Origin of the sequence: Streptomyces sp. BoleA5, from assembly GCF_000373665.1 — a bacterium.
GTDB lineage: Bacteria > Actinomycetota > Actinomycetes > Streptomycetales > Streptomycetaceae > Actinacidiphila.
In genome coordinates this window covers 180,015-205,551 of sequence record NZ_KB892091.1, presented here as the reverse complement: position 1 = coordinate 205,551, position 25,537 = coordinate 180,015, and the positions used below count along the sequence as shown (strand labels likewise).

At 69.2% G+C, this 25,537-nt stretch carries 22 protein-coding genes and 2 pseudogenes; 9 read left to right on the top strand and 15 right to left on the bottom strand.

Features of this window, described 5'->3' with window-relative positions; translation table 11 throughout:
* Positions 1-25: 25 nt before the first annotated feature.
* Positions 26-229 (bottom strand): annotated as a pseudogene (locus tag B085_RS0104860) (DUF1918 domain-containing protein); the annotation flags it as partial.
* Positions 230-271: 42 nt separating this feature from the next.
* Positions 272-628, bottom strand: a complete 357-nt coding sequence (locus B085_RS41270; RefSeq protein ID WP_037731318.1) for a DUF5335 family protein — start codon at positions 626-628, stop codon at positions 272-274.
* 327 nt (positions 629-955) lie between these two features.
* Between B085_RS41270 and B085_RS0104850 the strand changes: the two genes are divergently transcribed.
* From B085_RS0104850 to B085_RS0104840, 3 genes are all read left to right on the top strand, one after another.
* Entirely contained in the window at positions 956-2,290 is a 1,335-nt protein-coding gene (locus B085_RS0104850) for a nicotinate phosphoribosyltransferase (RefSeq protein WP_018557434.1), read from the top strand.
* Positions 2,291-2,794: 504 nt separating this feature from the next.
* Positions 2,795-4,309, top strand: coding sequence for a DUF1254 domain-containing protein (locus B085_RS41265; RefSeq protein WP_158689658.1), 1,515 nt, complete (start codon positions 2,795-2,797; stop codon positions 4,307-4,309).
* A gap of 230 nt (positions 4,310-4,539) precedes the next feature.
* The gene (locus B085_RS0104840) at positions 4,540-4,956 is read left to right on the top strand and encodes a CBS domain-containing protein (RefSeq protein ID WP_018557432.1); all 417 of its coding nucleotides are present in this window, start codon (positions 4,540-4,542) and stop codon (positions 4,954-4,956) included.
* A gap of 561 nt (positions 4,957-5,517) precedes the next feature.
* On the opposite strand, the gene B085_RS0104835 is transcribed toward B085_RS0104840, so the two are convergent.
* Entirely contained in the window at positions 5,518-6,426 is a 909-nt protein-coding gene (locus B085_RS0104835; RefSeq protein ID WP_018557431.1) for a universal stress protein, read from the bottom strand.
* A 973-nt stretch (positions 6,427-7,399) separates the two neighbouring features.
* Between B085_RS0104835 and B085_RS49130 the strand changes: the two genes are divergently transcribed.
* Positions 7,400-7,576 (top strand): hypothetical protein, encoded by a 177-nt coding sequence (locus B085_RS49130; protein WP_018557429.1) that lies wholly within the window; start codon positions 7,400-7,402, stop codon positions 7,574-7,576.
* A 492-nt stretch (positions 7,577-8,068) separates the two neighbouring features.
* Complete coding sequence (locus B085_RS0104820; protein ID WP_018557428.1) at positions 8,069-8,311, top strand: hypothetical protein; 243 nt, start codon at positions 8,069-8,071, stop codon at positions 8,309-8,311.
* Positions 8,312-8,323: 12 nt separating this feature from the next.
* On the opposite strand, the gene B085_RS41260 is transcribed toward B085_RS0104820, so the two are convergent.
* On the bottom strand, positions 8,324-9,316 hold the full coding sequence (locus B085_RS41260) for a lysylphosphatidylglycerol synthase transmembrane domain-containing protein (protein ID WP_018557427.1): 993 nt from the start codon (positions 9,314-9,316) through the stop codon (positions 8,324-8,326).
* A 682-nt stretch (positions 9,317-9,998) separates the two neighbouring features.
* Between B085_RS41260 and B085_RS0104810 the strand changes: the two genes are divergently transcribed.
* Entirely contained in the window at positions 9,999-10,340 is a 342-nt protein-coding gene (locus B085_RS0104810; protein WP_199789148.1) for a DoxX family protein, read from the top strand.
* Positions 10,341-10,489: 149 nt separating this feature from the next.
* Here the strand turns inward: B085_RS0104810 and B085_RS0104805 are convergent, their stop codons facing one another.
* Positions 10,490-11,089, bottom strand: coding sequence for a TetR/AcrR family transcriptional regulator (locus tag B085_RS0104805; RefSeq protein ID WP_018557425.1), 600 nt, complete (start codon positions 11,087-11,089; stop codon positions 10,490-10,492).
* An 89-nt stretch (positions 11,090-11,178) separates the two neighbouring features.
* On the opposite strand from B085_RS0104805, the gene B085_RS0104800 reads away from it, so the two are divergent.
* Both B085_RS0104800 and B085_RS0104795 read left to right on the top strand, forming a co-directional pair.
* Complete coding sequence (locus tag B085_RS0104800) at positions 11,179-11,931, top strand: SDR family oxidoreductase (RefSeq protein WP_026250683.1); 753 nt, start codon at positions 11,179-11,181, stop codon at positions 11,929-11,931.
* 299 nt (positions 11,932-12,230) lie between these two features.
* Positions 12,231-13,454: an MFS transporter gene (locus B085_RS0104795; RefSeq protein WP_018557423.1), complete on the top strand. Its 1,224-nt coding sequence runs from the start codon at positions 12,231-12,233 to the stop codon at positions 13,452-13,454.
* 598 nt (positions 13,455-14,052) lie between these two features.
* Here the strand turns inward: B085_RS0104795 and B085_RS50475 are convergent.
* Positions 14,053-14,211, bottom strand: a complete 159-nt coding sequence (locus B085_RS50475) for a hypothetical protein (protein WP_018557422.1) — start codon at positions 14,209-14,211, stop codon at positions 14,053-14,055.
* Between the two features lie 355 nt (positions 14,212-14,566).
* On the opposite strand from B085_RS50475, the gene B085_RS41250 reads away from it, so the two are divergent.
* Positions 14,567-15,604 carry an alpha/beta fold hydrolase gene (locus B085_RS41250; protein WP_234018495.1) on the top strand — a complete coding sequence of 346 codons (1,038 nt, stop codon included), beginning with the start codon at positions 14,567-14,569 and terminating at the stop codon, positions 15,602-15,604.
* A 230-nt stretch (positions 15,605-15,834) separates the two neighbouring features.
* Here B085_RS41250 and B085_RS50470 read toward each other — a convergent pair.
* The 9 genes and pseudogenes from B085_RS50470 to B085_RS0104745 all read right to left on the bottom strand — a co-directional run.
* Positions 15,835-16,013: pseudogene (locus B085_RS50470) on the bottom strand (thioredoxin-disulfide reductase); the annotation flags it as partial.
* A gap of 243 nt (positions 16,014-16,256) precedes the next feature.
* Positions 16,257-16,487: a DUF397 domain-containing protein gene (locus B085_RS0104780; protein WP_026250682.1), complete on the bottom strand. Its 231-nt coding sequence runs from the start codon at positions 16,485-16,487 to the stop codon at positions 16,257-16,259.
* An 860-nt stretch (positions 16,488-17,347) separates the two neighbouring features.
* The gene (locus tag B085_RS0104770; RefSeq protein WP_026250681.1) at positions 17,348-17,794 is read right to left on the bottom strand and encodes a cupin domain-containing protein; all 447 of its coding nucleotides are present in this window, start codon (positions 17,792-17,794) and stop codon (positions 17,348-17,350) included.
* A 250-nt stretch (positions 17,795-18,044) separates the two neighbouring features.
* Positions 18,045-18,608 (bottom strand): hypothetical protein, encoded by a 564-nt coding sequence (locus B085_RS49125; protein WP_158689657.1) that lies wholly within the window; start codon positions 18,606-18,608, stop codon positions 18,045-18,047.
* Between the two features lie 40 nt (positions 18,609-18,648).
* Entirely contained in the window at positions 18,649-19,665 is a 1,017-nt protein-coding gene (locus B085_RS0104765) for a DUF5914 domain-containing protein (protein ID WP_026250680.1), read from the bottom strand.
* Entirely contained in the window at positions 19,662-20,660 is a 999-nt protein-coding gene (locus B085_RS0104760) for a phytoene/squalene synthase family protein (protein ID WP_018557417.1), read from the bottom strand. Before B085_RS0104760 ends, B085_RS0104765 begins: the two co-directional genes overlap by 4 nt.
* Positions 20,657-22,186 (bottom strand): phytoene desaturase family protein, encoded by a 1,530-nt coding sequence (gene crtI, locus B085_RS0104755; RefSeq protein ID WP_018557416.1) that lies wholly within the window; start codon positions 22,184-22,186, stop codon positions 20,657-20,659. The genes B085_RS0104760 and crtI overlap by 4 nt, the downstream gene beginning before the upstream one ends.
* Positions 22,183-23,382 carry a polyprenyl synthetase family protein gene (locus tag B085_RS41240; RefSeq protein ID WP_018557415.1) on the bottom strand — a complete coding sequence of 400 codons (1,200 nt, stop codon included), beginning with the start codon at positions 23,380-23,382 and terminating at the stop codon, positions 22,183-22,185. The genes crtI and B085_RS41240 overlap by 4 nt, the downstream gene beginning before the upstream one ends.
* A gap of 439 nt (positions 23,383-23,821) precedes the next feature.
* Positions 23,822-25,195 carry a cryptochrome/photolyase family protein gene (locus B085_RS0104745; RefSeq protein ID WP_018557414.1) on the bottom strand — a complete coding sequence of 458 codons (1,374 nt, stop codon included), beginning with the start codon at positions 25,193-25,195 and terminating at the stop codon, positions 23,822-23,824.
* Positions 25,196-25,537 lie beyond the last annotated feature (342 nt).

Below are 25,537 nucleotides of genomic sequence, written 5' to 3'. Positions count from 1 at the left end.
CCGGTCCGCCCGTGCGCTCTCACGTCGTGTCCGGGGACCGCTGTTCGAGATGGTGGACGTGGGCGTCGGGTCCCGGGAAGACGAGAGACGTCCGGTCCGTGTCCGACCAGCGGACGTCATAAGGCGGCGTTCCGTCGTCGTGGTGCAGTCCGACGATTTCCCCTTCGCGGCGGGTGGCCCCGGTACTCGGGCTCTCCACGATGAGCTGGTCGCCGAGGTGGGCATGCATCGTCATCTCCCGTCCTGCGTCGCATGTGACCCGACCCGGCCGTCAGACTCCGCGGGGCCGTGCCGGGTAGAAGGTGATCAAGGTGGGGGTGCCGTCCTCCGCGACGATCCGGACAGCCGCCTCGGGCACGTCCATGGAGGCGATGTCGATCTCCTGGGGACGCACGATCATGTGACGGAGGACGACGGGGTACCGCGGAGGCCGGCCGCCGACCGCGGCGATCACGGCGTCGTCCTTGGGGTCGTAGTCGATGTAGGAGAAGGGCAGCCGCTCGGCTTCGTGCTGGGGGCCGAGCAACGGGTCCAGCACTTCTATGGTCACAAGGTCCCCGTCGTGACGAGCGGTTACGCCCTCGAGCACCATTTTCCAGTCGCTGCGGTCGAGTGTTTCGCTGTCCATGATCGCCATCCAGAGAGCCGGCCCTCGCCGTCGGGGCGGGAGCGCCGCCGGGTTCGTCGCCGCCGCTCGGCACGCGGGGGCGGGCCGTCACGACGATCACACGCATCGCCTACCACCATGGTGCTACGCGGACGACGGACGCACCCTCCGAGGAGACGCGGATGGGCCGATCGGCCCGGAAACCTGCCCGCTCGGCACTGCCGCCCGTCCGGTGCCCCGCGTTGCACTGGGAGACGCGCCCCGGCCCCGCGTCGGCGGATCGTGCGCCCGGCATCCGTACGAGGCCGGCGAGGCCGGGCGCCCCGGACCTCCGAGGAGGCGGCAGAGATGTCCCGAGCGCTCACCACGGACCTCTACGAGGTGACGATGGCCTTGTCCTACGTCCACGAGGGCATGACGGCGCCCGCGACCTTCAGCCTGTTCGTCCGGGACCTGCCCCGCGAGCGGGGCTTCCTGGTCGCCGCCGGACTGGACTCGGTGCTCGAATACCTGTCCGAGTTCCGCGTGCGTCCGGAGGACGTCTCGGCTTTCGCCGACCTGCTGCACCGGCCGCGCGGCGACCTCACCCCCCTGCAGGGCACCGGCTTCGACGGCGAGGTCCGTGCCGTACCGGAAGGCAGGATCGCTTTTGGCGGGGAACCCCTGCTGGAGGTGACGGCACCCCTGCCCCAGGCGCAGCTCGTCGAGAGCTACGTCCTCAACCAGATCAGCCACCAGACCGCGATCGCCTCGAAGGCCGCCCGGTGCGTTCTCGCAGCCGACGGACGTTCGGTCGTGGACTTTTCCCTGCGCCGCAGCCAAGGCATCGAGGCAGCCATGAAAGCGGCCCGGCTGGGCGCGATGGTCGGCTTCACCGCGACGAGCAACGTGGCCGCTGCCCACAAGTACGGGCTGACCGCCACCGGCACGATGGCCCACTCGTACGTCGAAGCCTTCCGCGACGAGGAATCGGCCTTCCGCGCGTTCGCCGCAACCCACCCCGGCCCTGTGACCTTCCTCGTCGACACCTACGACACCGTGGCGGGAACGGTCACCGCGGCGCGTGTCCTGAAGGAACTGGGCCCGCCCCCGGGTTGCGCGATCCGACTGGACAGCGGTGATCTGGCGGCCCTCGCCGTGATCACCCGCCGTGTCCTCGACGAGTCCGGTCTTCCCGACGTGCGCATCGTCGCCAGCGGAGGCCTGGACGAGTACCGCATCGAGGAGCTGGTACGCGCCGGTGCACCCATCGACACCTACGCCGTCGGTACGCGCGTGGGAGTGTCGGCCGATGCCCCGTACCTGGACTCGGCGTACAAACTGGTCGCCTACGACGGCCGGCCCGTGATGAAACTGTCCACGGCCAAGGTGACCGCTCCGGGACCCAAGCAGGTCATCCGGCATCCGGGTTGCGCCGATGTGATCGCGCTGAGGGACGAAGAGGTTCCGCCGGGCGCGGAGCCGCTGCTGGTCACCGTCATGTCGCACGGCCGGCGGACCTCGAAGCCGGAACCCCTGGCTTGGGCACACGCCCGGTTCACGGCCGACCTCGCGGCGCTGCCCCACAACGCCCGAAGGATCCACGGCCCCGTCGCGCCGCGGGTCACCCGCTCGCCGGCCCTGGAAGAGCTCACGCGACGCGTTCGCCGCCGGATCGAGGACGACGTACTGGCCACCACATAGTGGCGGGACGACGCGCGGTTCGGGGGCCGGGCCGGCTTGCATGATGTCAGGAGGCGGGGAGATGCGGAGGGCCCGGATCGACGTGTCGTCCTGGCCGGCACAGCCGCGGCACCGGCGGCGGCCATGGCGACGCGCACATCGGTGCACTTCGCACCCGGCCGACGTGACGCCCGCAGGCCTGACGGGAAGGCCGGTGGGCTCACTTCCGTGTGTGCCGCCGGTCCACCCCGATCGTCGTGGGAGGTTTGGACCCGGAAGCGAACCCGGACGCGAGGGGAGGCTGCTTGGACCCCTCGAGCATGCAACCGGAAGGTCAGCCCTTCGCAGCGCGACACACAACGTGTGTGCCAGGTCGGCCCGGCACCGGTGCGCACGCCACGCCGGCGGGCGCACATCGTCATCCCTGCATTGGCCCGCGGTAGCGGAAGCACGCAGCATGGAAATGAGCCACGAATTCGGAGCGCCCTTCCTCAGAGAGGGCCTTTCCAGTGAAGTGATGTGGACATGGTGGCAACGACGAAGATGCGACATCGGCGCGGCTTGGCCGAGGAAATGGCAGAAGCCGCGGCAACGGCAGTACGCACCACCGGGCATGCGGTTCTTCACCCCAAGGCGACCATCCAAAGGGTGCGCCGGCTGTCGGACATGATTCCTACGCTGCGGCAGGCGGTGGGACCTCTCGTGACCGGGAACGTCGGGGACTGGCACAGCGAATACGCCTACACGCTCGGTGAGCAGGCATTCGTCTACGGGTTCCCGTACATGTACAACGCTCAACTGCGATACGACTGGGTGACGCAACCGCGGAACCCCGCCACGGTGCCCTATGCGCCTGTCAACCATTTCTGGCACGCAGAACGTCTCCTGGACGCCACGTATCGCGACGGTGGGTGCCCCAACAACGACACGCTGTATTCGGTGGCGTGGGTCGACCTCCGCGCGGGGCCGGTCGTCCTCTCCCATCCCGAGATGGGCGACCGGTACTTCACCTTCGAGCTGATCGGAATCACGTCGGACAACTTCGACTACGTCGGACAGCGCACCACAGGCCCGGCCGCCGGGCACTTCGCTCTCGTCGGCCCCGACTGGACTGGAGACTTGCCGCCGGATGTCCGTCCACTGGAGAAGGCGCCCAGTCCCTGGGTGCTCGTCCTCGGCCGGACTCTCGTGGACGGGGTGCGGGACGTCCCCACCGTGCGCGAACTGCAGGATCGCTACAGGCTCACGCCGCTCGCGCTGTTCGGTGAATCGGAGCCGCACGTCCCAGAGAGCCGTGACGTCCTCAAGCCGGTCACCGCCAAGGAGGATCCGCTCGGACCCTGGAAGACCCTGAACGCGATGTTGGCGGAGAATCCTCCGCCGGCCCACCACGAGGTCCTTCTCAAACAGTTCGCCCAGATCGGTGTGGGACCCGGTCTCGACATCGAGGCGCAGCCCGATGCGGTCAAGCGCAGCCTCGTCAGGGCGGCCGCGGTCGGCCTGCCCATGCTCAAGCAGCAGACCTTGAGCGGTGACTGGGCGCACCTGGTCCACGGCTGGCGCTACCCGCCTCCGCAGATGGGACGCTTCGGCGACGACTTCCTCAAACGTGCCGCAGACCAGTCCCTGCTCGGGGTGACGGCGAACGATCCCGCAGAGGCGGTGTACTTGACGAACTTCCAAGACGCCGACGGCAACAGACTGAGCGCCGGCGGCCGCTACGAACTGCACTTCGACGCGGACACCATGCCTCCGGCCGAGGCGTTCTGGTCGCTGAGCGCCTACGGCGACGACATGAACCTCATTCCGAATGAGGCCGGCCGCTACTCCGTCGGTGACCGGACCCACGGCCTCACACGGGATGCCGAGGGCGGGCTGACCATCCACCTGCAGGATCGGTCTCCTGGGAGTGACAAGGAGGCCAACTGGCTGCCCACCTCCAGGTCCGGCCCCTGGTTCGTCGTGCTACGGATGTACCGGCCGCGTCCCGAGGTGCTCGATGCCACTTGGGAATGCCCTCCGCTGATCCGCGTGGGGTGAGGCGACCGGCCGGTCAGCTCTTTCGCAGGGCGCGCCAAGCACGCGTACCCGGCTCCCCGTCGCACAGGCCACGGATGATCTGATGGAGCGGTAGCGCCACGTTGGGCGCAGTGGCCCGTTTGGCCCTAGTGGCAACGAGTGCGTGCGTATCAGGCTGGTCGTATCGATCCGGCCGTGAGGGCACGGCCCCATCGGGGGTCCGCCCCTCAGACGACGCGACGGAGGCAGCGATGACCACTGCGCGGGACATCATGCACGCGGGCGCCGAATGCGTCCAGGAAACCGAGACGCTGGACGCAGCGGCGCGTCGGATGCGCGAGCTGGACATCGGCGCGCTGCCGATCTGCGGCCCGGACGACCGGCTCCACGGGATCATCACCGACCGGGACATCGTCGTGAAGTGCCTGGCCAGGGGCAAGGATCCCAAGCACATGACCGCGGGCGAGCTGGCCCAGGGGAAGCCCATCACGATCGACGCCGATGCGGCAGTGGACAAGGTCCTGCACATCATGGAAGATCACCGAATCCGAAGGCTGCCCGTCATCGCGGAGCACCGGCTCGTCGGCATGATCAGCGAAGCCGACCTCTCCAGGCGGCTGCCCGAGGACAAGGTCGGCCACCTCGTCGAGGCCGTCTGCGCGCCCTGAGGGCGTAGTCGTACGGGCGATCGAACGACGGCCGCCGGCGGCTCGCGCGCGACCGCACCACACCGAGAGCGCGACGTCCCGGCACAGGCGTCCGCGGGTCGCCCTCGGACGCTCGTCACGTGGCGGTCCGCGGTCGCGGTGGACGATCCGATCGGGTTCGGTCAACCCTCGGTGGCCGCCGCACCTCGGCTCGTGCAGCGCAGCGACATGCCTGCGCCCTCAGGCGCCGCTGGTGTGCGAAACCCGTTCGGCGGCGGTTCCAACCGGGGCACTTCGTGAGGCCGCACAGGCTCGTTCCGCCGCGGTTTCCCCATACGCACGTGCCGCACCTCCTTCTCGGTTAGGGCGAAGTGCCCGGGCCGAGAGCCGACCCGCAGGAGTGGCTCGGAAGCCTGGCGTACCTCGGTATGTGCGACCGCTCGATTCAAGGCTGTGGGTCATCGTCGAGCCACTTGTTCCGTTGCGGGGAACCGCTTCGCACTGGTCCACCGGCGAACGTGACCTTGCCTCGTGGCGCGTGACGGCGAGGCATCTCGTCCCCGGGGGCTGTTGACTGATAGGTCAGGCGGTCGCGTCCCCGGCGTGGGGGTGCGGGACGATGACTACGGGGCACTGCGCATGGTGCATGAGTCCCTGGCTGACCGAGCCGAGCAGCAAACCGGAGAATCCGCCCAGGCCACGACTGCCCACCACGAGCGCCAGCGCCCGCTGGGCGGTCTCACCGAGTACCTGTACCGGGTGCCCGGGGATCACCTCGTGCCGGAACTCGACTTGCGGGTACTTCTCCTGCCAGCCTGCCGTCGACTCCGCCAGCGTCCGTCGGACCTCGTCCTCTGTTTCGTCCCCCGTCGCCACCGAAGGGAAGTCGCGCGGACGGGGTGGCTGCCAGGTGGAGACCGCGAGCAGGCGTGCGTCGTGGAACGCGGCCTCCTCGAATGCGAACTGCACCGCCTCCGCCGACAAGGCCGAACCATCGATGCCCACCACGACTTCCGGCGGAACGTGGATCACATGTTCGGTTTCCCGTACCACGGCGACCGGGCACGGTGCGTGCCTGACCAAGGGCATGCCCACCGACTCACGACTGAACAGGTCCCGGACGATGCCCCGGTGCCGGGAGCCCAGCACCACCATGGCACTGCCCGGTGCCCGCGCGCGCAGAACGTCCAACGGAGAGCCATCGGCAAGTTCGGCGACCACAGTGAGTCCCGGGTGCCGCGCAACTGCGAAGTCCCGTGCTTCCTCCAGCACCGGGGCATGCGTGGCACGTACCACCGGCCCCCACGACGTCCACAACGTGGTCAGCTCGGCAGAGCCGCCGTGCAGGCCGGGCGCGTCGACGGCGAGCACTATGTGCAGCGGCAGTCGCCGAAGCGCCGCCTCATCCGCGGCCCAGGCCAGGGCCGGCCTGGAGGCGGGCGTGGTGTCCACCCCGACGACGACCGCGCCGTGCTCATGTGACGTGCTCATGCTTTCCTTCCCTTCCGAGCTCGATGCACCCCGTCGGGGCATGAGCCCACGCGGTCAGCCGTCGCGAAGCTGCGGCATCCGCAGCCGGGCCGCTCTCGTCCTCGACTGCGGTCGGCGTCGCCCCATCGCGTCCTGATGCTCCTGCTGGCCGAGGAAGCCGATTGTCCGGCTGGCGACGCCCACTCCTCGGCCTCCCCCTCGCGGGAGGGGGCCGGAGGCGCTGCGGACTCGGGAGGACGATCGCCGGGCACAAGCGGCGGTCGCCGACCCCCGCACACCCATGGCCCTCAGCCTCGCCAGGCGAGCGCCGGCGACCAGGACTGCCACGCCGACCACCTCCTGTCTGCGGCGGATCTCCTCACCAGCGTCTCCCCCGGCTCCGCCGGCAGGGCACGGGCCGAAAGGCCCGGACTCCAGGGCCGGACAGCCCCGGCCTGTGCGATGACCCCTGCGCCGTGCTGGCTGGTGCCCCAGGCACCGCGCACTGTTCCGCCGGAACCCCGCTTCGGTGGTGTCGGGCTCTCCCCGAGCCCGGACCGGACAGACCCCGCGGGAAGCCCGACCGCCGCGTCGCGGACAACGCCCGCAGCAACGCATCGCAGGACGCCGATCGAGCTCAGGGAGGGTGGGATGTCCTCGGTGTTCGGCCCCCGTCACGCAATGGGTGATTCATATGCAGACACGGCGTCGTACGCGCCGCCGATGGGCCGGTGTCACGCCTGGATGAGGCCACTTTCGAGGAGGCGGCCGGGCCGTCGGTGTACGGGCAGAGTCATCGCGGTTCATACCCTCCGGGAACGACACCGTTCAGGTCATTTCCATGCTGCGCGTTCCCGCCTCGTCAGGCGAGTTGGGCCGCACCCCGAACCCGCAACCGCAAGTCCGGGCGCACCCGTCAAGTGCTCCGCCAGGCCCCCGCAGACGCAGGCACTCGATCGCGGGCTTCACGGATTGCGGGACAACCCATGGTGCGATGACCAGCAGCCTCTGTGCCGCCGGGCCGGGAAGGCTGTTCGGGCCGAAGGGGGAGAACACGGCAGCGAGCGGCGCAGCGTTCACCACCACCACCACCACCACCACCCGGGTGGGACACGGGTGCGTCTCCTTTCCACAGGACAGCGGCTGGGGCATCATGATCGGCCGTCAGTGACCAGCGTGCGGTGAGAGAGGGTGAGGTGCATTGGCCGGACTCGGCGCGGGTCGAGGCGTGCTGCGGCGCCGGCCCATATCGCGGGAGGAAGGACCCGGAGGTCCATGTGATTGCCCGTCTCGGGAAGGACCCTCCCTGCCGAGCCGGCACGACCTGGCGGGCTCCTGCCGGCCGACAGGGAGGTGCGGGCGGTCCCCTTGCGCATCACGGACGCCTGTTCGGGCCGTTCGGCCCTATCGGGTCCGGCATGTCCGGGATTCCCTGGAATCGGATGGTCCCTTCGGCGGGGAGCGGCGGTGTGCCTCCGCCCCTCCCCGCCTGATGGGGGACACCGGCGGCCGGGGAAGCCGCGCGCGGCTTCCCCACGGTGTGTTGGATGCGCGGGGAAGGGCCCCGGACATCAGGGCGTCGGCACCTGCCGTACGCACTCCCCGCTTGCGCCGGGCATCCGAGCGGGCCGACATCCGTACGACTCTCACACGGAGGCCTGAGATGGCTCACATCGAACAGGGCGCGCCGGACACGCGGACCCGCCCCGGGCAGGGCGACGCAGGCCCGCAGACATCCGAGATGCGGCTGCAGCGGCTGGAGTCGCAGGTGAGCACGCTTGCCGAAGCGGTCCGCGCACTCGCCCACGGCCTCGAGGCCGCTCCTTCCCGGGACGCTGCCCTGGCGGACGAAGCGGCACGCGGCGCTCGTCTGGCCCACGAGCTTCTGCTCTCGCAACAGCTGTAGAACGTTTCCCGCTCATTGGGGGCGGCTGCCAGTGGAACGTTCACGGTCCGCGCCGCGCTGGGCGGTGACCGCCGCCCAGCAGGTCCATCCGATCGGCTGGAGTGCCCAGTAGCCGATGACCCGGTACAGGAGGGTTGCGGCGATGGCCGAGCCGGAGTCCAGGCCGTAGAGGACGAGCAACGCGGACAGGCTCGCCTCGAGGACGCCCACGCTGCCCGGGGTCAGCCGCAGGCTTCCGGGAAGCTGGGCCAGCCCGTAGGCCAGGAGCAGTCCGTGCCAGGGCACAGTGATGCCCAGCGCCCACATGCAGCAGACCAGGCACCCGGCATCCATGAGCCAATTCATGAAGGCCAGAAAGGCGGGCCACAGCCAGGGGCGCACACCGGGCTGGAGACTCCTGGCCTCTTCCACTACGGCCGCCAGCGCGTGCTGCCCGCGATGCACGAGTGACGAGCGCCGGCCTGCGGAGACCCAGACGCGCGTCACAGCGACTCGGAAGCCTGAAGACCGGGACAGGACCACGATCGCCGCCACAGCAGCCGTCGCCGCAAGCAGAACGCCAGTGACGGGCTGTACCGGCGCAGCTGTCCCGACGGCGCCGAAGCCGACCGTACCGGCGGCGACGAGCAGCGTCAGCCCGACGGCCGACAGCACACCGCCGGCAACCAGCACGGCAACGGCCAGGGCCGGGGGAACGCCCCGGCGGCTGAACTGCCGGTACATCCAAGCGCCGGCGAAGGCGGCTCCACCGGGCAGGACACCCGCCACGGCGTTGCCCGCGATCGTGATCACGGCCATGCGACTCAGTCCCCAACGCACTCCGCCGCCGGCCAGCAGCCGACGGGGAACGGCGGCGAAGCACAGCAGCGAGAGCGCCTCGCAGGCCACCGCGGCGGTCAGTGCCGGTCCGCGGACGTGGGAGATGAGGCTGTAGGCCTGCGACACCTCCCGCCGGTGCGAGCGGGCCAGGAGGGCCACCCCGCCCACGATGACGGCAGCCCCCACCCACCGTGCCCATCCGGGCCATCTGGCCCCTGGCCTCCGCCCTCCGGCGAGCCGGCCCTTCTCAGGTTCGGACCCCGCCGTGGAGCCATCATGTGCGCACAAAGGCCACGATGCCCCACGCCGTCCGTGGATGCCCAGCGGTCGTTCGGCGCGGTGCGCCGGGAATGCGCGGCCGTGTGCGGGCTCCCGTGCCCCGGACCCGTGAGTGTCGCAGTTTCCCGGCTGGCGGGCCGACGGCTGGTCTGCTGCGCTGAAGAAGGACCGGAATGACGATCACCGACTGTGCGGCCGTGAAGCACCTCAGTCGGCGTCCCGGTGCCAGGCCCCGGGCCGGCGGCGTACGCGAACTGTGGATCCGCATCGAGCCGCACGAGGTGAGCGGCCGTGCGATACAGACCTTGCCCGAGCCGGGACGTTCAAAGAACGGTGCAGCGGGGGAGTAGGACTGCGAGGCTCATCGGCAACTGTTCGGATTCGTGGGGACGCCGGCCCCTTCAGGCTGGAGCGAAGGCATCGCTTGCCCTGGCCCTGCCAGGATGCCGTCTTCGGCGAAGGCATCGGACTCCGACGAGGGAACCCCGCAGATGAAGGCGCACCGTCTCACGGGCTCACGCCCGTACTTGGGGCACGTGCGCGTTTGGATCTCCATGAAGGGCATCGCGTGCGCGCTCCGATCATTGCCTTGACCATCATTCTCGTATCTGTGCTCGGGGCCCTGGCCGTAACGAAACTCACGGGTCAGGTGCAGATGCGTGACCGGATGGCACACCTTGGCGTCTCGTCAGGTCTCACGCGCCTCATCGGGGTTGTCGAGGTCGCCGCGATCGTCGGACTGCTGATCGGCCTGGTCTGGCCGCCGCTCGGCGTGGCGGCGGCGGTCGGCCTGGTGATGCAGCTGACCGGGGCAGCGATATTCCACGCCCGTGCCAAGGACCCGGTTCCCGTTGCGGCGGTGCCTGTGGTGTTCGCCGTGGCCGCCACGGCGCTCGCGGTCCTGCACGTCATCGGCGATGGACGCGTGTGACGAGTGGTCGCGAGCGCGCCTCAACCGCCGTGTTGGACAGGTCCCGTCGCTTCTCCGTGGCGGCGGCCTTTGACACGAACGACAGGTCGGGACGGAAACCGGCCCCTCCTGTCCTTCTCGCAACCCTGACGACGTGGTCCGATGGTCCGTCAGTTCGCGGGGCGTGGCAGCACGGCGAGTGCGGTGCGGGCGATGTCCGTCAGCATCTCCTCGTCGGCTCCGGCCTTGCCCAGTGCTTCGATGCCGCGCAGAACGGAGAGCACCAGCGCGGCCAGTCGTCCGGGGTCCGCGTTCGCGTCGAGGTCGCCGTTGCGCTGACAGGCGGCGATGTCGTCCTTGAGCAGTGCGTGGAGTGCTTCGATGGCCGTGTGCGCACGGTCGGCCACGGTCTTGTCGTGTTCGGCCAGCTCGGCGGTGCCCTTGGCCAGCAGGCATCCGCGCTGGGCGGTGTCCGCGGCGGTGGCTGCGGCCACCGCGTGGACGTGGGCGGACAGTCGCGTGTACGCGTTCTTGTCGTCGTCGCCGCCCAGCTGCTGGGCCGTGGCGTCGATGACCGAGTTGCAGTAGTCGTCGAACACGCGGTGGAAGAGGTCCTGCTTGCCGCCGAACGCGCCGTACAGGCTGCCTTTGCCGAGGCCGGTCGCGGCGGCGATGTCGTCCATGCTCGTGCCCGCGTACCCACCCGCCCAGAACCGCTCCCGCGCGGTCGCCAGTACCTGCTGCTCGTCGAACTTCCGAGGTCGTGCCATGAGGTGAGCATACGCTTTCTTGACCGCTTCGTCCACAACGCTTAATGTTGTGGACGAAGCAGTCAAAAACTATGGAGGAGTGGCGCGTCATGACGGAAGTACTCGCAGGCAAGGTGGCCGTGGTCACCGGGGCGAACAGCGGCATCGGACTGGCCACGGCACGGCGCTTCGCCGCCGAGGGCGCCCACGTGATCATCACCGGCCGGCGTCAGGATGCGCTGGACGCGGCCGCTGCCGAGATCGGCGCGAATGTCACCGCCGTCCGCGGAGATATAGCCAGCCCGGCCGACCTCGACCGGCTCTTCTCGGTCATCGCCGAGCAGGGCCGCCGCATCGACGTGCTCTTCGCCAACGCCGGGGGCGGGGAATTCGCGACCCTGGAGCAGGTGACGGAGCAGCACTTCGACGACACGTTCGACATCAACGTCCGCGGGACGCTGTTCACCGTTCAGAAGGCACTGCCGCTCCTCAACGACGGCGCCTCGGTGATCCTGACGGGTTCCACCGCCGCCACCACCGGCGGAGAGGCGTTCGGCGTCTATGCCGCCTCCAAGGCCGCCGTCCGGTCCTTCTCGCGCACCTGGGCCAACGAGCTGCGCGGCCGTGGTATTCGTGTCAACACCCTGGTGCCCGGACCGATCAAGACCCCGGGACTCACCGGCCTGGCGCCCAACGAGGAAGAGGCCAAGTCGCTCCACGCCTTCTTCGCGCAGCAGATTCCCCTCGGCCGCATGGGCGAGCCCGCCGAAGCAGCCGCGGCTGCTCTCTTCCTCGCGTCCGACCAGAGCAGCTTCGTCACCGGCACCGAGCTGTACGTCGACGGTGGGCTGAACCAGATCTGAATGATCCCTCGTTCCGCAGCGGGGGGCGATAGAGCCCTCCGCTTGCAGGAAGACAGGATTCGTCTGCCGCGTGACCCTGCCGTACCGGGCGGACACCGCCCGGTACGGCGCAGCAGGTCACCGGCGCGAGTGTGGTGCGCGTCACCCGCCCGGCGATCCACCGGGCCGAGCGCGCGCCTCGTTTCCATGGTCACGCCGCTGACCCCTGCCGCGCACGTCCCACCGTTGCGGCACAGCCGCCGCGCAACAACGCGGCCCGGGCCGGCCACGGCCCCCGATCCTTCCAGGAGACAAGAAGCATGAGTGACCACTCCACCACGGCACCGGTCGTGGGCCCGCCGGAACCGCTGGAAGCGGCAGGCCACGCCGCACCCTCGCCGCAGGGCAACTGGCCGGCCGTCGCCTCGGTCGCCTTGATGTCCTTCGTGCTGGTGCTCTCGGAGTTCCTGCCGATCGGGCTCCTGCCCGTGATCGGATCCAGCCTCCACGTCTCCGTCGGCACCGTGGGCCTGGTCGTCGTCGTACCCGGCCTGACGGCAGCCGTCACAGCGCCTCTGCTCACCATCGCCTCGGGAAAGCTCGACCGGCGCAAGGTCCTGATCGCGCTCGCGGTGTCCTTCACGGCCTCCAACGTCGTGGCGGCACTGGCCCCCAACATGCTGGTGATGACGGTGGCCAGAATCCTCCTCGGCGTCGCCGTCGGCGGATTCTGGGCGATGGGTGCCGGCGTCGCCGCCCGGCTGGTGCCCGCCGAAGCGGTCCACCGCGCCAGTTCGCTGATCACCGCCGGCATCTCCGCCGGCACCGTGGTCAGCCTGCCGCTCGGCGCACTCGTGGGACACCTCGCCGGATGGCGAACCGCGTTCTTCATCGCCGCCGGCGCCGCTCTGCTCGCCCTTGCGGCTCTGACACTGCGACTCCCCTCGCTGCCGCCCACCGGCGCGATACGCGTGGCCACGCTCACGGCGTCCTTGCGCATTCCCGCCGCTCGCATCGCCCTGCTGGCCACCGCGCTGATGTTCCTCGGGCACTTCGCCGCCTACACCTACATCACCCCCTACCTGGAAGACCGGGCGCATTTCGGCTCGTCCGCGGTGACGCTGGTGCTCCTCGGATACGGCGTGGCAGGACTGGCCGGCAACTTCGCCGCCGGCGCGATCATCGGTCGCAGCCTACGCGCGGTCTACGTCACCGCGGCCGTCCTGCTCGCCGCCACGGTCGTCCTGCTCAACACCCTCACGGGCGCCGCACCCGCCGTCGTCGTGCTCGTCCTCCTCTGGGGTGCGGCCTTCGGCGCGGTGCCCCTGGCACTGCAGACGTGGATCCTGCGCGCGACCCCCGACGCTCCCGAGAGCGGCCTGGCGCTCCTTGTCAGCGTGCTGCAGATCTCACTCGCCGCGGGATCACTCGTCGGCGGCATGGTCGTCGACGGCTACGGCGCTCCGGCGGCCTTCGCCTTCGGCGGCGCCCTCGCCCTGCTCAGCGCGGCCACTCAGATCTTCACGCGCCTGTCCCACGACTGATCCCCTCGAGGACGGGCTCGGACCGGCACACGGCCGTCCCGCCGGCGACGTGGGATGCCCGGCCGGGAAGCGGGCGCCGTGAGCGAGCGGAGAGCCACCCTGCTGATTCCGCTCGACACAGGCCGCCGACGATCCCCCGCCGGCCTTTCCCAGGCCCCCTGCCGAGGCCTGTCGACCAGCCGAGTACGAGTATTCCGAGCGAGAGGCTCTGCACTCGAGACGGTGCGGGGGGCAACTTGCGGACTTGCCGGACGCCGGCCGTTACCCCGTCCTCACGCACGGCCTCCGGCTTCGCTCCGATCGCGACGTGCCCCGGCTTTGCCCCGTGCCTCGATGCCACGCGGAACGGCGAGCATCAGTGCGGCCGGCTTGCCCGGGTCCGCGTCCGCGGCGAGGTCGCCGTTGCGCTGGCAGGCCGCGATGTCCTCGTGAGTACTGCGTGCAACGCCTCGACGGTGGCGTGGGCCCGTTCGGCCACAATCGGGCCGTGTTCGGCCAGCTCGGCCGTGCCCTTGGCCATCAGGCAGCCGCAGCCCCGGCGGGCGGTGTCCGCGGCGGTCGCCGACGCTGCCGCGTGCACGTGCGCGGACAGTCGCGATTACGCGTCCTCGTCCGTGTCGCGCAGCTGCTGGCCGGTGGCGTCGAGGACTGAGCCGCAGGACTCGTCGAACACGCGGTGGAGCAGCTGCTGATTCCCGCCGAACGCGCCGGAAAGGCTCCCCTTGCTGAGGCCGGTGGCCTCAGCAAGGTCGTCCATGCGTGTGCCCCGCCGGGCCAGAACCGCGCCATGGCGCGGTTCTGCTCGCCGAACTACCGAGGGCGTGCCATGTGGCCAGTCCACGCTTTTTTGACCGGTTCGTCCATATGGGGTAGCGTTATGGACGAACAGGTCAAGAATTAGCGGCTTCGTCGCTCACCAGCCCCCAAGCCCCATGACTGGCGCCCCGAATGGGCGCATCCACCTGGCGGCGCACCCCACGGCTATGACCGCGATGCGGGACTGGCGCCTACGTCGGTGGGCCGGAGCGTCAACCGGGCCGCGGCCTTTGAGTAGTGCGCAAGTGCCCGCCGTCTCAGCGGCCGGGCAGAACAGCAAACACCGAGGTACTTCCGTGCACAAAAATCAGAAAAGACTCCTGGGGATCCTGGCTGGTCTTGTGGCCCTCGCCGCCCTGGTCATCCCGAATCTTGCGAACGCCGCTGCCGGCGGAAAGTCGTCCGCATCCCGCGCGCCGGCCTGCGCAACTCCGGAGAGGCCGAAGAGTCGTGGCTATGACTCCGCAACCCGCAAGGACGCGGCGTTCAACAAGGAATTCCGTCACTGCTTCACCACCGTCGACGGAATACAGATGCACTACGTCATCGGCGGCAGCGGCCCGCAAACCACGGTCCTGCTGCACGGCTGGCCCGAGAACTGGTACGCATACCGAGGGATCATGCCGAAGCTCCTTCCCGGGCGGACGGTCATAGCCGTCGACCTGCCCGGCCTGGGGGACTCGACCGGAGCCCCGTCGAACTACGCCGCCACGACCATGGCGACCTACGTGCACGATCTGCTCGACCGGATCGGCAAGCGTCACGGCGTGGAGCTCGTAGCCCACGACATCGGCGCCGGCGTCGCCTACCCCCTCGCCGCCGAATACCGTCAGCAGGTCAGTGGACTCTTTATGATCGACTTCCCTCTGGTGGGCAAGAACCTGCGCTTCGCTGACTTCAGCAACGTGTCCTTCCACTTCCTGTTCAACCAGCAGTCACCGCTCGCCGAGCAGCTCGTGACCGGCCGTGAGAAGCAGTTCTTCGGCTATTTCTACCCGACGTTCTCGCACTCGCCTCATGCCGTCCCCTCGCCGGGCGCCGTCAAGGAATACGTCCGCACCTACTCGCGGCCGCAGGTGCTCCACGGCGGGTTCGAGTTCTACCGCTACTGGAACCAGGACGAGATCGACAACAAGCGATTGCAGCAGAAGCCGCTGACCATTCCCGTGAGGATGATCAGCGAGGAGGGATTCCTCGACGTGATGCTCGCCGGAGCGCAGGGCGCCTCACCCTCCGCGACCGGTGTGGAGGTGGCCGGCTCTGGGCACTGGCTGGCAGAAGAGGCTCCGCGGCGCATCATCGAAGAAATCAACGCGTTCTACCCCAGCAAGTGACGTGCGTGGAGCCGGGCGACAGAACAACGGGTGACACCTGCCGAAAAGGCATGGGTTCGGTCCGCGCTCCGGATGGGAGGGGTAGGCGGCAGACACGTTCGACCGCCTACCCCGGCGCCATGCAGGCGATACCGTCGGCTGTCTGCGCCTTTGCCTGGGAGGGCCGCAGCATCCGCAGGGGGCTGAGTAGGCCAGGGCAGTGGTTATGGGATCCGCGGCCACACCGATCTGGCGGTGTCGCCGCCGCTATGACGGCGATGTCGCGGGAGCGGAAGAAGAAGCCGTCACGGCTGGCGCAGTACGACACGCCCTGGCCTGACGGTTCGTCCTCGTTCGGCAGGCCGAGCTTGCGGTGCTGTGGGCCGGTGGCGACGATCAGGGCGGTGCCCTTGGAGTCCGTCGCTGTGCGCCGAGGTTGGCGGATACGTTGACGATGGTGCCGCCACAGTTGTTTTTCATGGAGGCCGTCTCGTGCTTCATGGCGAGCCGGACGCCGGTGACGCTGGTCCGCAGGACCGTTCTTCCTGTTCTTCGATGTCGGAGGCCGGCGCGGCACCATTCGGACGCCGAGTAGTCACATGATCGGCCGGACGCATCCCCAGGGTAGGGCCGGCAGGTGCGTGCTGCCGGCCCAGGTTTCAATGGTGGGGTTCTAGCCGAATTCGCCCTCGCGGACGCCGTCTCGGAAGGCTGCCCATTCCTCTGCGGTGAATCGCAGGGGTGGCAGGTCGCGGTGGGCGGAGTCACGGATGGCGACCGCCCCCTCGCCGAGGTGGGCCACCTCGACGCAATGGGGCCTGTAGCCGTAGGGGCACGCGCTGCTCTTGACCCACTGTGCTTGGGTCAGGTCGCGTGCGTACAGATCGACCTTTCTCGCTTGCATGGCACGCTCCGATTGACGCTCGGTCGTGTGTTCCACTTCAACACTCGCGCTTGGCTTCCGTGCCCGCAACCCGCATGGCCGACGCCTGTGGCCGAGAGCGTCGCTGTCGGGTGACGACCGAGGCTGCGGGCGTTCGGCCGGGCGACCGGTCAGGGCTGCCATGCAAGCGGTGGGCCTGCGCATCGGCCGCCGGAGGAGGCCCGCGCCCGCCGCCGGCATGAACGCACGAGGGCGACGAGCCGGGTTGCTGCTGGGCACTGAGCGAGCTGCGTCGGGCAGGCGCGGAACTGGGACGGCTCGTGCTCGCGCGCCCGCGCGCCGCGGGGCCCGGCCGCTCAGCGGCCACCAGTGCCGGACTCGGCGCCGTGACCGGGCTGCTGGGCGTCGGAGATGACTTCCTCGCCGTCCCCGCCCAAGCCGCTACGGAAGACCCTGGCCGCATTGATCGCCGTGACCGGCTCAGGGAAGCCGCCGCACGGACACCCATGCAGCCGACCAATCGTCCCGCGACGGCTTCTCCGACCACGGCGCCTACCGCCGGGTCCCGGCTTCCGGCGCGTCCCTCAAACGCTGTACACCGAGATCACCGCGCGGATCGGGCAGCCGCGTCGCCGCGCACTCCTCCTTCCTCAGCGATGCCGGCAACCGCGCATCCGGAGCAGACCCACGACGTCCTCCGCCGCTCTTGCCGAGGAGCCGGCCGCCGCCGGCCGGACGCCCGCCTGTGCGTCCTGCCAGGAAGGTCCGCAGGCCATCCCCATATGTCGCGAAGGGAACCGGCCCGGGAGGCCGTGGTCCTGGAGACCGGAGAACTCCTCCGGCGCCGTCGCCCGCGTGCTGGACGCCGCCGTTGTCCGGCGTCATCCCGCGGAGGGACGAGGCGCGCGAAGGTGCGCCCGTTCCTTCAATTCCTCCTCGTCGACCACAGTGAGCATCGGCTGACCCGGCGCGCACACCATGGTCACCAGGAACTTGGTCGGTCCGTCCGACAGGGCGTTGCCGTCCTGGTAGTGGATCACGTCACCGCCTGGCTCCCAGAACGTCCCACCGGCCTTGATCACACGCTCCGGCTCACCCTCGAGTTCGAACCGGAGCGCGCCCTCCATCACGTAGCCGAATGAGGGCCCCGAGTGGCGGTGCGGGGGGAGCCCGGGGTGACCGGGAGGCCAGTCGACGAGAATGGTCATTCCCGAAGCGCCTTCGGGGAAGAAGGGCGGAGTGACGTCCTGCAGCAACTTGACTTCAGGCGGCAGCGAGACCTCGTGATTTCCAGCAGGGCTCGCGTGCACTGAGTTCTTCTCGGACATGTACGACACCTCCGTGCGCCTGCCCGGAGTGGACGATCTCGCGTCGTCCACCGCATTCCGGATCGGTGTGCGACCCATCCCTCGGCGGCGACCGTCTTCGCCGGTTCCGGACTCGGACAACTTGCTTCACGCTTGCCAAGCCCCGGCCGCATCCGAGACACGGGTGCGCCTCTCCCGAGACCACCCTCCCTCCTGCGGACGGCGGCCACAATCCGGAGAACCGGTGACATCAGAACGCAGGTGCGCAATGTCATCGTGATCCTCCGGCATCGGTGAGGGCTGATGTGTGCGGCATTGCTACGCCGCTCGATCTCCTGCCGTAGTGCGGAGAGCTCCGCGAGTGACACACCGCTTGTGGCTGATGACGACGCGGGAACTTGCGGCGCATGGGGGACATCCTTACCCCGCGCCGTGCGCATGCCGGCGCCATGGCGGATCCGCGGGCCAGGCCATGGCAGCCTGTGCCTGTACGTGCCACCCCGGCTACCGCGCACCCCCGGCAGGGGGTAGACATCGCGCGGATGTCCCGCAGTGTCGGTGTCGCGCTCATCGACTCGAGCCTTCCGTTGGCCTGGTGGGTGATTTGGCCGTGCGGGAGGACGTTCATGGTCATGTGGCCGGTGAAGATCTGTGCGGAGGCGCCGTCGTGCTGCGCGGCCACGCGGGCCTCGTCCTTGACTTCGGTGGTGGTCACCTCGCCGACTGTCAGGAGCAGTTCGTGCAGCGTACCGTGCAGCTCCTTGGTGGACGTTGCCCAGCTGTCGTCCTCGCCCGGCCCGACAATGGCCTGCGTGATCGACGCGCAGAACGTCAAGACCTCGCTTCTCGCCGCTCCACCACGTGGAAGCACGAGGCTAACGGCCTCGGGTCCGTAGCTGCCAGCGGCGTTCGGCGTAAGCCAGATCGTCCCGCCACAAGCGACCGGCGGCCGCTCGTACCAGCGGCCGCAACACCGGGGTGATGACGCGGGCCATGGCGAAGCCGCGACGGTCGGAGGTAGCGACGACAGCCTCGATGACTGCTGTGCGCGGGCGTCCGTGAACATCCGCTCCCACAGGGGTGGCGTGGGTTTCGACCACGGAACCGGCGCCTTCCCCTTCCGTGATGTGCATGACGACGGTGCGCGGATCCGGTGCGGTGAACACGGCCGTGACCGGAGCGACCAGCCGTCCGGCGATCTTGAAGGACACGTCGACGATCAGTGCGTCGTCCGTGGCGGAGCCAGGTTCGCTTGCCGTGGCGGGCTGGTCGCGTACCGTCAGGTCCGCGAAGGAGTAGGGGTGGAACCATGCGCCGTGCCAGGGATCGAGCCGGTTGGCCACGATGTCATCGGGCTCGCAGACCCCTTGGCCGGTATAGACGCCGGCTACGGCGCCGGCCAAGGGAGGGCGGGTCGGCAGCACCGGCTGATCCAGGGGCTGCTCGCCTCCGATGTCGTCGAGCCGCACCCAGGCGAGCAGGCCGTCGTCGAAGCTGGGATAGGGCTCCCAGCCGGCGAAAGGCCGCCCGTCCAGTGACAGGCCGTGCCAGTGGCAGACGAGGGTGCCGCAGCTCACAGGGCTGTCTCGGAGGGGAGCACCCAGATGGGGGCACGCTCCCGGGCCTACGACCAGGTCACCCCTTTCGTTCCGCCAGGCGACCACCTCGACCCCTGCCACGGTCTGGCCGAAGCTGCTGTCAGGCCTGATGTCACGACTGTCGCCGAGTACGTACCAGTTGCCTGACGGGCGGGCCAGGGCCCGTTTCAGGGAGGCGTCGATCAGTGCGGGCTTGGCATCGCGCCAGGTCGGTTGCTGACGCTCCCAGGAGGTGGCGTTCTTCCGCAGGCGCAGCGGCGACCGTGGCCGGCGCGCGGGAGGGGGGTAGGTCATCCGGTTTCGCCTTCCCATACGGGGACGTGGGCATCGGGACGATTGGGTTGCGGGCCGCGCCGCGGGGCGGTGAGCCGGGCCGCGGTCACCCGGACCAGACCATCCAGCGCCACACGGGCCCGACGGCGCCGGGGGACGATCGCACGGCGGTGGACCGACGCGTAGCCATCATCGGCAATCGCCGCAAGGATGTCGCGGTAGAGGGTGAAGGCGGTACGTATGCAGGGCCGTGCGACCGGATCCAGCATGTCCACACCAGGCGCGGCGTGGCGATACATGTCATGGGTGAGGTTCGCCGCCGCTCGCAGTGCCGCGGTGATCCGAGGGTCGTCCTTGCCGGTGTCGCGGCTCCATTGCAGTAGTTCCCTGCTCGCGCCGTGAGCCGCCAGGAGGTCGGCGGGCAGGTAGACCCGTCCACGGTCGAGGTCCTCGCCCACGTCCCGGAGGAAATTGGTCAGCTGGAACGCAACGCCCAAGGAGGCCGCGTACGGTGCCGCCTCTTCGCGAGGGACCGTAGTGCCCAGAACCGGCAGCATCTGCAGTCCGATGACCGCCGCGGAGCCGTGCATGTAGCGGTGCAGATCATCAAGTGTGGCGTAGTCCGTAACGCTCAAGTCGCTGTGCATGGACTCGAGGAAGTCCGTGAAATGACGATGGTCGATGGCGTATCGGGTGGCAGTGTCGGCCAAGGCCATCACCACGGGTTCGCTGCTGCGGCCGGTGCGCAGGCCGTCGTGCAGACGGGCCGTCAGCAATTGAAGCCGCCGTGCCCGCTCGGCAGGGCCTGCGTCGACGGCCAGGTCGTCGACGATGTCGTCGGCCCAGCGGGCGAATCCGTACAGGGCATGGACAGCGGGCCGATGCTGAACCGGGAGAAGCCGCGTTGCCAGAAAATACGTTTTGCCGTGCTGTGCGTTGAGGTGACGACACCGGTCGTAGGCGGCGCGCAGACGGGGATCGGTGATTGCTGCGGCGTCCAGTTCGCGGCGCGTCATGCGGTGCTGCCTTCCTGGACCGGGCGGCCGCCGGTCCGAGACCGTGGGTGGGCGCCGGTGATGCGGGCGGCCGCGAGCTTGCCGGAGATCAGGACGGTGGGGACGCCGACACCCGGAGTGGTTCCGCAGCCGGCCAGGACGGCGTTGGCCGTTCCGTTGACGAGGTTGCGAGGCCGGAATGGACCGGTCTGCGCAAAGGTGTGTGCGACGGAGAACGGTGTGCCCGCGCCGTGTCCTTGCCGCGACCAGTCCGCCGGCGTCACGAGGCACTCTTCCTCGATTGCCGAAGAGAATCCGGTGAGCCCTCGGTGCTCGAGTTCTGTCAGGATGCTCCGGCGGTAGCGCGGAGCGAGTTCTTCCCACTGGCTGGGGCCGGGGCCGATTTCGGTGTTGGGGCAGGGCGCCAGCACGTAGTGCACATGCTTGCCGGCCGGAGCCAGACCGGGGTCGCTGGCCGTAGGCCGGGTGATCAGCAGGGACGGATCGCTCATCAGGTCACCGGTACGGGTCAACTCCTGGAACGTGCGCTTCCAGGAGGTCCCGAATGACAGTGTGTGATGGCCCAACTCCGGCCAACTGCGACCACCACCGGTGTGCAGGACGACCGCGGACGGCGCGCGGCGCAGGCCCAGGGGGCGCCGGGGGCTACGGCCCAGCAGACGGTACGTGACATGCAGGTCAGGGGTGAGAACGACCGCGTCGCACGGGATGCGCCCTTGGTCGGTGACGGCGGCGGTGATCCTGTCACCGGTACGTTCCAGGTGGGTGACATGGTGCGCGTAGCGGAATTCGGCACCTGCATCCGCGGCGGCTTCGGCCATGGCACGGGGAAGGGCGTGCATCCCACCGGCGGGAAAGTACACCCCGGCCACCGTGTCCATGTAGGCGATCACCGCGTATGCCGCCAGCGCACGTGACGGTGCCACCCCGGCGTACAGCGACTGGAAGGAAAACACTCGCTGCAGGCGTTCGTCGGTGATGAAGCGCCCGATTTTGGCATCCAGGCGACTGAAGCCACCCAGGGCCGCGAGCCGTGCGAGGTCCGAGTTCAGCAGGGCCAGGGGCGAGTCGAAGTTCGTGTCGATGAAACGTCTCATCTGGGCCCCGTAGAGCTCTTGCAGCCAGCTGCGCAGCCGGCGGTAGCCCAGCGCCTCCCTGCCGCCGGCGAAGCGCTCCACCTCCGCTTCCATGGCCTCGGCGTCGGTGTGCACCTGAAGTGCGCTGCCATCGGAGAAGCGAGCATGGTAGGCCGGGTGCAGTGCGATCAGCTTCAGACGCTCACTGAGCGAGTCGCCCACGGCGGCGAATGCATCCTGTACGAGGTCCGGCATCGTCAGCACGGTCGGACCCGTGTCGAAGTGGTATCCCCCCTGCACGATGCGGCCTGCCCGCCCCCCAGGCAGTCGGTCGCGCTCGACAACCGTCACACGCCGCCCCGCACCCAGCAGATGCAAGGTCGCCGACAGACCGGCCAGACCGGCCCCGACGACGACCACGTGATCCGTGCGGCCACCGACGGTCCTCATCGGCCACCTCCGTGGGCAACGGATGCGACGAGCTCGGACCTCGCACCGTCGTCCTCCTGTACTCCTCGTGCGGTCGGCTCGAAGGCCATGACGGCGTGCAGTAGCTCCGCCAGCCGTTCCGAGGCGGTCCCGTCCAGGTCAAGGGCGCTCAAGTGCCGGGCAGCGCGGCGGCCGAGCCGCGCCACGCGTTGTTCCACCGCCTGCAGGGCCCCGCAGTCGGCGAGGGCGTCCCGAACCTGCCGCAGATCCGATGAAGAGAGTGAGGTGTTGCCGACCGCACTGTCGAGGACGGACAGGACGTAGGTGTTTCGCTGTGCCTCTGCACGGGCGCGGGCTACTGCGATCAGGTAGGTGAGCTTTCCGGCTCTGATGTCCTCCCCGGACTCCTTCCCGGTCAGCAGTGAGTCGCCGAAGACGCTGTCGAGATCATCCCTGAGCTGGAAAGCTATGCCCGCGTACCGACCGGCGCACCGCAGTCCGTGCAGCGTCGCGGCGTTCGCGCCCGCGATCACTGCGCCGAACGCCAGGGGACGCTCAACCGAGTAGAGCGCGGTCTTCAGCCGCGCAGCCTGCAAGGACCGGATGACGGACCGCGAACCCGTCACCTGGTTGTGCAGGTCCAGATACTGGCCGGCCACCATTTCGGTGCGGAGACAGCGCCACATCTCGAGCACCTGCCGCCTCGACCCCCGGGGGAAGTCGGTAGCCGCCACGATGTCGTCGGCCCAGGACAGGGCCAGATCACCGGCCAGGATCGCCGCCGAGGCGGCGAATGACGCCGCGCGGCTCGCGCCTGCGGTCACATGCCGGTACTCCTCCGCCACCTGCGCATGAAACGACGCTCGTCCACGCCGCTGCGGTGAGCCATCCATGACATCGTCCTGGACGAGCGCACAGGTCTGGATGAGTTCGATCGCTGCGGCCATGCGTAGCGCCGAGGCGGTCTCGGCGCTCCCGCCCCCGCAGGCCCTCATCGCCCACCAGAGCAGTCGTGCACGAGTGCGACGACCGCCTTCAAGGGTGAACTGCGCGATCGGGCGGGCAACATCCCGTGCGAAGACATCGTCCAGGCAAGCGGCGTGCGTCAGTTGCTCGTCGAGTAGAACCGCGAGCTCCTGGCCGACGCAGCCGGCGACGTCGGCGTCGACTGCCCCGCACGGAGTGCCGGTGACGGCAGTCCGCCCGCTGGCCGGCACGCGTTCGATTGCCCCGGTTGGGCACATCACGATCCTCCGGAAGTGTGACGGGCTCTTTCGCCTTCTTCCGCACCACCCATCTCCGCGGATGCGCCGTAGGAGTGTTCACCACCGTTCCTTCGGGCAGGGGCTCCCATGGTGTGTGAGCAGTTGCCTCGGGTAGGTGCGGTGTCCCTCGGAAAAGGGGAGTGGCATGGTTCACGTGCGACGTTCGTTCGTCATCCGTCCGCCCGTGCTGGACGTGATCGCTCACCTTGCCGGCTTCGGTGAAACGGTCCGGTGGGAGCTCGGAACTCCGGTCTGGCTCGGCTCGCCGACGCTTTCATGAAGAGAGAGTTCGAGCGGCTTGGAGACGAAGTCGCCCGCACCGTGCCGCCGGTAGCGGAGAAGGCTCTGCACGGCTGAGCATCAAGATGCAGTCGCACGACGGCTGGATCTGTTACTCCAGTCCCCGTCCCAGCCGGAATCGCTCCAGTCCTTCAGCGAGACCAACGACGGGATCCGGATAGTCGCACAGCGCACGCCGTGCCTCAGGCAGCTTCCACGGCTGGTGCACCCCGGACCCCTCGAGCCCTTCCAGCTCCGGCACCCAACGGCGAACGTAGGCGCCCTCCGCGTCGTACCGCAGACCCTGACGTACCGGATTGAGCACCCGGTTGGGGCGGGTGTCCGTACCCGTACCCGCAATCCACTGCCAGTTGAGCTGATTGTTCGCCACGTCACCGTCCACCAGCCACTCGAGGAAGTACCGAGCGCCCACCCGCCAATCGATGTAGAGCGTCTTGGTCAGGAAGCTCGCCGTGATCAGCCGGCCGCGGTTGTGCATCCAGCCCTCATGACGCAACTGCCGCATCGCTGCGTCGACCAGCGGATAGCCGGTTCGCCCCTCCTTCCATGCCTGAAGGTCCTCCTCGGCCGCGCCCTCCGAACGCCAGCGATCCCCCCTCGTCCGGTAGTCCGCCACTGCCGCAAGAGGCCGCGCTGCCAGGACCTGGTGATGGAAGTCGCGCCAGCACAACTGCCGCACGTACGCTTCCGCACCCTCCCCGCCCGTCGAGCGCGCACGATGAACGAGCTCGGCGGCGGCAAGCGTTCCGAAGTGCAGGTGCGCGGACAGCCGGGAGGTTGCGTCGGCCGCCAAACCATCGTGTCGTTCCTCGTACCGCGCGATTCCGTTTCCCAACCACGACGCCATTCCCCGGCGCCCCTCCTCCTCGCCCCCCGACGCAAGGCCCGGCGAGACACCGGTGACGTCCTTGCGCTCAGGAAGGTTCTCGGAGTGAATGCCGACGGGAACCTGAACCCTGCGGGGGGCGCCCAGCGTCGTTCGGATGTCACGCTGCGACCAGCGACGGAAGTATGCAGTGAACACCGCGAAGTGATCAGAACCGGAAGGTGTCACCGCGCCGGGAGCGAGAGCAGTCGTCACGGCCTCATGGACGTACAGCCGGGTTCCCTCGCGCTCCAGAGCGCGACGAAGCCGCTCCTCGCGTGCCCGGGCGTAGGCGCTTGCCCCTGCGGCCATGTGCACTTCGTCCGCTTCGGCATCGGCGACCACCTTGCAGACCTGCTCCACGACCTCGCCCGTGCGCAGGATCAGCCGCCCACCGCGTCTCCGCAGCCCCTGATCGAGATCCTGCAGGCAGTCGGCCAGGAAAGCCCGGCGGTTGGGAGCGTCGAAGCCGACTGCCGAGATGCCCGCGTCGCGCACGAACAGTGGCACCACGAACGAGTTCGACCTGACAGCCGCGCTCAGCGGGGGGTGGTCGTGCAAGCGAAGGTCGGACGTGAACAGCACAACCGCGACGTGCATGGGGCAGCTCCCGGGATTCATCCTGTGCCCGGGTCCCCCGGCCCGGCGGCGCCAACGATGAGCGAGATCTGCGCTCGTCGCCACCACAAGGCGACACAGAGGCCTCCTGTGAGAACCCGACACTTCTTTCTTCCGAGCAGCCCCGTCCGCCGGATGCGGCGATTTCTCACGCAGTGTGTTGCCCGCACACCCGACCCTCCATGCCTGGCTGCAAGGCCATCTGGTGACAGATGGGAGGGAGAGAGCAGACCTTCGATCGTTCCTGACCGCGGTTGCCGTGCGGTGCGGATTGCCGTCGTGGCGAAGCCTGATCGTGCGGGTGCGCCCGCTCGCCCCGGCGCG

Coding starts and splice junctions, on each gene's coding strand:
- B085_RS41270 (WP_037731318.1), bottom strand. CDS start 628: ATGGACAGCGAAACACTCGACCGCAGCGACTGGAAAATGGTGCTCGAG.
- B085_RS0104850 (WP_018557434.1), top strand. CDS start 956: ATGTCCCGAGCGCTCACCACGGACCTCTACGAGGTGACGATGGCCTTG.
- B085_RS41265 (WP_158689658.1), top strand. CDS start 2,795: ATGGTGGCAACGACGAAGATGCGACATCGGCGCGGCTTGGCCGAGGAA.
- B085_RS0104840 (WP_018557432.1), top strand. CDS start 4,540: ATGACCACTGCGCGGGACATCATGCACGCGGGCGCCGAATGCGTCCAG.
- B085_RS0104835 (WP_018557431.1), bottom strand. CDS start 6,426: ATGAGCACGTCACATGAGCACGGCGCGGTCGTCGTCGGGGTGGACACC.
- B085_RS49130 (WP_018557429.1), top strand. CDS start 7,400: ATGACCAGCAGCCTCTGTGCCGCCGGGCCGGGAAGGCTGTTCGGGCCG.
- B085_RS0104820 (WP_018557428.1), top strand. CDS start 8,069: ATGGCTCACATCGAACAGGGCGCGCCGGACACGCGGACCCGCCCCGGG.
- B085_RS0104805 (WP_018557425.1), bottom strand. CDS start 11,089: ATGGCACGACCTCGGAAGTTCGACGAGCAGCAGGTACTGGCGACCGCG.
- B085_RS0104800 (WP_026250683.1), top strand. CDS start 11,179: ATGACGGAAGTACTCGCAGGCAAGGTGGCCGTGGTCACCGGGGCGAAC.
- B085_RS0104795 (WP_018557423.1), top strand. CDS start 12,231: ATGAGTGACCACTCCACCACGGCACCGGTCGTGGGCCCGCCGGAACCG.
- B085_RS50475 (WP_018557422.1), bottom strand. CDS start 14,211: ATGGACGACCTTGCTGAGGCCACCGGCCTCAGCAAGGGGAGCCTTTCC.
- B085_RS0104780 (WP_026250682.1), bottom strand. CDS start 16,487: ATGCAAGCGAGAAAGGTCGATCTGTACGCACGCGACCTGACCCAAGCA.
- B085_RS0104770 (WP_026250681.1), bottom strand. CDS start 17,794: ATGTCCGAGAAGAACTCAGTGCACGCGAGCCCTGCTGGAAATCACGAG.
- B085_RS0104765 (WP_026250680.1), bottom strand. CDS start 19,665: ATGACCTACCCCCCTCCCGCGCGCCGGCCACGGTCGCCGCTGCGCCTG.
- B085_RS0104760 (WP_018557417.1), bottom strand. CDS start 20,660: ATGACGCGCCGCGAACTGGACGCCGCAGCAATCACCGATCCCCGTCTG.
- crtI (WP_018557416.1), bottom strand. CDS start 22,186: ATGAGGACCGTCGGTGGCCGCACGGATCACGTGGTCGTCGTCGGGGCC.
- B085_RS0104745 (WP_018557414.1), bottom strand. CDS start 25,195: ATGCACGTCGCGGTTGTGCTGTTCACGTCCGACCTTCGCTTGCACGAC.